Annotated in this window: 4 protein-coding genes; 1 reads left to right on the top strand and 3 read right to left on the bottom strand. The window is 38.9% G+C overall.

Annotated features, from left to right (window positions below; genetic code table 11):
- Positions 1–335: 335 nt before the first annotated feature.
- On the bottom strand, positions 336–2,600 hold the full coding sequence (locus tag ACXIUD_RS01545; RefSeq protein ID WP_458050879.1) for a TonB-dependent receptor: 2,265 nt from the start codon (positions 2,598–2,600) through the stop codon (positions 336–338).
- Positions 2,601–2,678: 78 nt separating this feature from the next.
- The gene (locus ACXIUD_RS01540; protein WP_458050878.1) at positions 2,679–3,044 is read right to left on the bottom strand and encodes a hypothetical protein; all 366 of its coding nucleotides are present in this window, start codon (positions 3,042–3,044) and stop codon (positions 2,679–2,681) included.
- Between the two features lie 185 nt (positions 3,045–3,229).
- Here ACXIUD_RS01540 and ACXIUD_RS01535 point away from each other — a divergent pair, with 185 nt between their 5' ends.
- Positions 3,230–4,387, top strand: a complete 1,158-nt coding sequence (locus tag ACXIUD_RS01535; RefSeq protein ID WP_458050877.1) for a 6-bladed beta-propeller — start codon at positions 3,230–3,232, stop codon at positions 4,385–4,387.
- A 104-nt stretch (positions 4,388–4,491) separates the two neighbouring features.
- Here the strand turns inward: ACXIUD_RS01535 and ACXIUD_RS01530 are convergent, their stop codons facing one another.
- A complete protein-coding gene (locus tag ACXIUD_RS01530) occupies positions 4,492–5,532 on the bottom strand; it encodes a DUF4221 family protein (RefSeq protein WP_458050876.1) in 1,041 nt (346 codons plus the stop codon).
- Between the last annotated feature and the right edge of the window lie 463 nt (positions 5,533–5,995).

The following is a 5,995-nucleotide window of genomic DNA, read 5'->3' as shown; positions in this document are numbered from 1 at the left end:
CTATAGACTTGGACCCAAACTAATTGAAGTCTTCAGACTTCTACGGTAAACGTGTCTTTATCTGAATTTCTCCAAGTATCAATTCATCCACCGCTTCTTTCACGCCACGAGCGCTACGATTGATCGCAACGCTCGCAAAGGAAGGTGGTCCACAGATTTCGCAGATTTACACAGATTTGATGTTATCGAAGAGTGGTTCAAGTCTATAGACTTGGACCCAAACTAATTGAAGTCTTCAGACTTCTACGGTAAACGTGTAGATAGGTCTTGATTCTTGATTCTTGTCTCTTGTTTCTCTCTCTAAACTCCTACCTTACGGTAGGCAAGCTCGCCTCTCAAAACGGTATTCTCACATTCACGGCAATATTTCTTCCCAGCTGATTCACGCCAAAAGGTCTAAATAAAGACATGTGATCGAGGTACGTTTTGTTAAGAATATTGCTACCACTCAAGAAGACATCCAAAGTATTTTTCCCAACTGTAATGTTTCCTCCCACATTGAGACCAAGTAAGTAATATCCAGGCGTAACTTCTTCAAGAGGGGCCGACCTATTCTGATCAAAGACAAGATTTCCCAAAACACTGATGTATGGATTTTTAAGAACGCCTGCATTTTTCAATTTAAAATCTACCGTTTGTGTCCATCGGAATGCCGGAATGTAAGGTAAAAAGCTCATATCAGATCTGCGCTGACCGATGACGGTGCTGTAACCTGTAGAAAAGGCTATCCATTTTGCCGAAGTAGGGTGGATGTCTAACTCAATTTCTCCTCCGTATAATCGAGCATCTGCTTGTTCAAATACCCAAACAGTCAAGTCATTGATGCGCTCATCCGTAGGAGAGAAGAAGATGTAATTGTCTACATGGTTATAAAATACTTCTCCAGAAATGCTGAAGTTTGGCTTGCTGTAGCGAATACCAAAATCCGTTTGGATATTTTGTTCTCGTCCAAAGCTAGCATCTCCGCGCTCAAATCTGCTGGTTCCGGGGTGTGGACCATTGGAAAATAATTCTGCCAAATCCGGAGCCCTGAACCCTTGAGCCACATTTAGTCGGAATCTCCAGGTGCTATTCGGACGATAGGTAGCCCCACCGCTTGCGGTTACTCCGTCAAAAGTACGCTCTAATCTTCGGTCTGTTGGATTTTCGGGAAGTATAAAACCATAATCCACAAAACGTGCCGCTGAAGCATCAGCTGTCACCTTTCTGTAATCATATCGCAAACCACCTTGTAAGACCCATTTGTCTTTGTTGTAGTTCAATAGTGCATATACAGAACGATCATCTTTGATGGCATCCGGGATCAAAAACTCCCCCGCGTCTTCATAATTGATATTGCTGAGGTAGAAACCCTGAATACCCACGATGGCTTCCAAATAGGGTGTTAACCCCTTGAAGTATTTCACATCATACATGAAGTTTCGGGAGATCAAACCAAGATCTACCTCATCGAAATCATCCTCTACTTCTTCCCGGAAGTTGAGATGGTAACCAAAGGTTGCTTTGATTTTATCTTCACCCAAGAAAATATTTGTCTCTGAGTTTAAAAAGTGATCAGTAACATCTTGGAAAGGTAGTTGAATACTTCTATCCCCTCTAGTAGTGACGAGTTCGTCCAATTCATCCTCTTCCAAAATCCCTAATTTCTGCTTGAGATAAGTGTAGCGAATACGTGTGTCACCCCAACTTTTGCGGATACCAACTCCTGCCTTCAAGTTTTGAGTGTTGAATCGGGTATTTCCCACAGCATTGCCATCTCCGTCCAAATAATCTGCATGGGACTCTAAGGCACCCCTGAGAGACCAGAATAATCCACTTTCTCCAGCACCTTTGATACCTACTTCTGAGCGGGCACCGAGAGAGTTGCTGAAGAATCTTAGGTTAGCATCTCCTTCGATTTCTCCTGCTAGGGCATCTTTTTCTTCAATCAAGTTCACCACTCCAGCCATAGCGCCCGAACCATAAATCAAGGAAGCAGGTCCTTTGATCAATTCAATGTCTCCTATACCTGTTTCTGCCAATCCCAACCCATGGTCCGCACCCCATTGTTGGTTTTCAAATCTAGCACCTTGGTAAAGCGAAAGCACACGTGAAAAGGATAGCCCCCTGATTACGGGTTTACTGATACCCGGTCCTAGGGAGATTTCCGATACACCTGGTGTCCGCGCAATGGCAGACATGAGGGATGGAGAGGGCATTTTGAGTATTTCCGTTCGGTTGATTTTTTCAATATTGATAGGCGAGCTTTCTTTGCTCATGATGTAGGCCCCTGAAATCACTACTTCATCAAAAGAGGTGATGGATTCTTCCAGTTTGACTACCAAAGATTTTCCAAATTGAGAAGGCTTGATGGTTTCAATTTTATTGGCATAGCCAACAAATGTGATTCGGATAGTAATATTTCTGTCAGGTAGGCCACTGATGGTGAAATTACCATCCAAATCTGTGTTTACACCTCTATTGAGTTCGGGAATGAAAATCGAAGCTCCTGGGATAGGGCTATTATTGGCATCCACAACTTTACCTGAAAGTTGAAAGTCTTGTGCTGCCACTACTCCTACCGATAGGAATACAAAAGCAACTAGTAATAAATATCTCATGTAAGATTTACTGCGTAAATGATTGAAACAGAAAGTTTGATGTCCTTTAAGAAGTAAAGGAATTAGAATAAAAAGAAATCAAGCTGTAGCAGGAGGTCCCCTTAAATCAAAGCCAATCGGAAAATTGACCGTAGCTTCCTGTATTTTATAGACAAAACCTAAAAATTGTTCTGTTACTGCTATCACAGGTAGCGTAACTTGATAGTCGTATGTTAAGAATTCCGCATGGGCAATGAGATCCAGTACTATTAATTCTAGTTCACTGTGGCCATGGTCAGGAAGTTCTTGCTGTTCTTCTGTAATCAGCGGATGGGCATGGGTGATGATTCTGCCGCATTCCAACTCATGTGTATGGAAAAACAATACACCATTGGCCAAGATGCTGAGCATCAAGGCTAGCGCAAATTGGCTGAATAGGGGTAGTATTTTTCTAAATGCTTGCATTGGGACTAATTCTCAAACCTGTTCAGTTGGAATTTGTTGCAAACATAGGGAAGAATGTTGAGGAAAGTAGTGCGAATTATTTTAAACAAGGTGTTTTTTAGCTTGAAAGGGAAAAAATAAGGTTTTGGGGACATTTTAAAAAAATGTAAATTGTTCGAGCTGTTTTTACTGATTTATTTTATGCTATGTTTAAAATGAAAACCAACTATTTCTTTCTTGCTCTGTTTGGGATTAGCTTACTTTCGTGTACTAGCAACAAGAAAGTTGGCGAAATGGACTCTAGACCTATCCATTTGTTGAATGAAATTCCAGCTCCTTTTGAAAATATTGAGGATTTATTTTCTCTGATCGATGTTATTGCCCTTAAAAGCGGACCTGAAACCATATTGAGCTTTACGAGGGTGCTTGAAAATGATTTCGGGATTTTTGTTTTGGATGGGTCTTCCACGAGGTTATCTCACTTTAGTAAAACGGGGGAGTTTATTAGAAATTTTGGAAATATGGGCGGAGGTCCAGGAGAATTTGTTTCTGCCTATGACTTCTTTGTTTCGGGCAATGCGGTATTCATCTTCTCGCCGGGAGATCTAGCTTTGTTTTCTTATGAGATAGAGACGGGAGCATTTTTGAAAAAAGTTCAGTTAACGGCTTTTGCCCAAAAAATTGAGCTTGTTTCAGAAAACGAATTTCTGGTGTATGTTTCCAACAATCCTACTGATTCTAATTTCAATGTTTACAGATTTGATTTGGAGGGGAATATGCTGGGAGAGTATTTTCCATTTGATCCCAAACGCTCCAATGCGATTGTTCCTTATTCAGGTTTTTTGAAACAAGGTAACGATGGAGTTTATTATTGTGATCCTTTTGGTCACCAGGTTTTCAGATACAACACTGATAGCCAAGATTTTGATTTAATTTACGAGCTTGATTTTGTATCAGATTATCTCAAATTGGATAGGGAGATTTTTTTTCAAGACAACACAAGGTCTCAAGTAAGACCCGAAGACAGGGTAAGGTTTGTAGGTAGTCTTTTCCTGAAAAATGAAAATTATCTGTTTCTAAATATGACCTATGATGCTAAAGTTCAAACGGCCTTTATTGATTTAAAAAAGGATTGTTCCGCTAGAATATTTAGTTTGCGAGTAGATAATGGGTTCTTCAGATTTGTAGGGAATCCCCGCCTCTTAAACGCTGATAATGAAGTTCTATTTATCCTAGATCCAGAAAAGTTCCAATCCTATCATACCGAGAACAATCCTGCTTCCGTGCAGAGGATTTTGGATGCTGTAGAAATAAACACAGATGAAGACTTGGCATATTTGATCAGAATGAAGATCGTTCAATAAATTAAATGGTTCAAAAACTGTTTGAGAATCTCGAAAACAACATGTTCATTCGAAGAGATCGATGCTATAAAAATGAATTTTAATTAACGGAGATTATGAATTTTTCATCTGGGGTAAACTCGATCAAACTTAATCTCATCTTCATGGTTTTCTGCATGTGTAGCATTATAAACATATAAGCCATCTTGATGTACAAAGTGGCCTTGGATACTCAGACCTTGGGGAAAAGGGAATTCCTCTATGAGATTAAACTTCTCATCAACCACCATCAGATAAGGATCTCTCCTGAAATCAACTTCCCCAGGATAGCGTGGTAAAGTGTATATTCTATAATACAGTTTTCTAAAAGGGTCATAAATTAAAGCTTTGTAAATACCATTATCAAATAGATGCTCACGTGCATCCAATTCATCATCAACGCTTCCTTTAAAAGCCGAGATTGGTTTAAAGTAACTCGAGTTGATTCGATGTTGAATCCACTGTCCTTTAGAGTAACTGAAGATGTCAGGGTGGTGAGAAAAGTTTAGGATAGTTGTGTTGTCAAGCTGTATGGTTGAATTTGATATGTTGTATTGTAAAGAAATAACTTTATCAGATCCAATTTTGGGATAATTCATTATTTCTTGAACTTCGCCCGTTTTCATATCCAAACTATACATTAAAGGTGCTTGTGAATATAGGATTGCATTTAATTTTTGGAATGGGAGTGCCTCAAAGTAAAATTTACCCTTGCTGATAAGCGGCTGATGGTATGCTAAGAAGTGAGGAGTGATCAAAATGTTCGAACTATTTTTCAAATCTCTGTACCTTCTTCTTACATTTCCAGTTAGGTCAATCAGGATCAATTCCCCCACCTGTCCCGATATAAAAATAACGTCTTGATCAATGAAAAAACCCCATACGGAGGGAATTCTATTGGGACCATCTTTTTCCAGATATATGCGCTTGCTAAGTCCTTTCTCGTTGAAAAAATCGAAACTATGGGTTGTATGATTATAGTTAACGAGTTCTCCTTTGAAGTAACGATAATTCCATATAAAGTTTGAGGAATTATCATCAAGTTTGAAAACAATGCTTGATTCGTTTGAGCTGTTTGCAACTGCCTGCTCAGCTTTCTTTTGAGAGCAGGCGGTAATTAAAAACAAGAGTAATAAATTTGTTAACCTCACAATCTAAATTTTTAAAAAGACTATTCACTTGTAAAAACAGTGAATAGTCTTTTGATCTAATTAATTTACTTCTATTTCATCAAAACAATCACCAGGGATTGGGGCGCACCCAATGTGAGTGATAACATTTGTGTTTTCATTGCAAATTGTGTAAAATAAATTTGGCAAGTCGGACGCATCAACAACTTCTTCTTGAGCGGATAAATTGAAGTTGACTAAAGTGAAGCACATGAGTCCGACGAATAAGACTGAAAATAGCTTTTTCATGTTGATTTTTATTTAGTTGTTATGAATAAATATTACTGTCATCCGACAAAAACACTGCGTGTTTTTGGATATCTTAGAAAAATACAATAGCGAGGCTATGATGCCTCGCTAAAATTTATGATGTTTATAGTCACTACACCAAAACATCATGTACAAAAATACAAAACTTGCG

Source organism: Mongoliitalea sp. (genome assembly GCF_054166905.1).
Note: the sequence above shows the minus strand (reverse complement) of the source record. Positions and strands in the feature narration are given on the sequence as shown.

Coding starts and splice junctions, on each gene's coding strand:
- ACXIUD_RS01535 (WP_458050877.1), top strand. CDS start 3,230: ATGTTTAAAATGAAAACCAACTATTTCTTTCTTGCTCTGTTTGGGATT.
- ACXIUD_RS01540 (WP_458050878.1), bottom strand. CDS start 3,044: ATGCAAGCATTTAGAAAAATACTACCCCTATTCAGCCAATTTGCGCTA.
- ACXIUD_RS01545 (WP_458050879.1), bottom strand. CDS start 2,600: ATGAGATATTTATTACTAGTTGCTTTTGTATTCCTATCGGTAGGAGTA.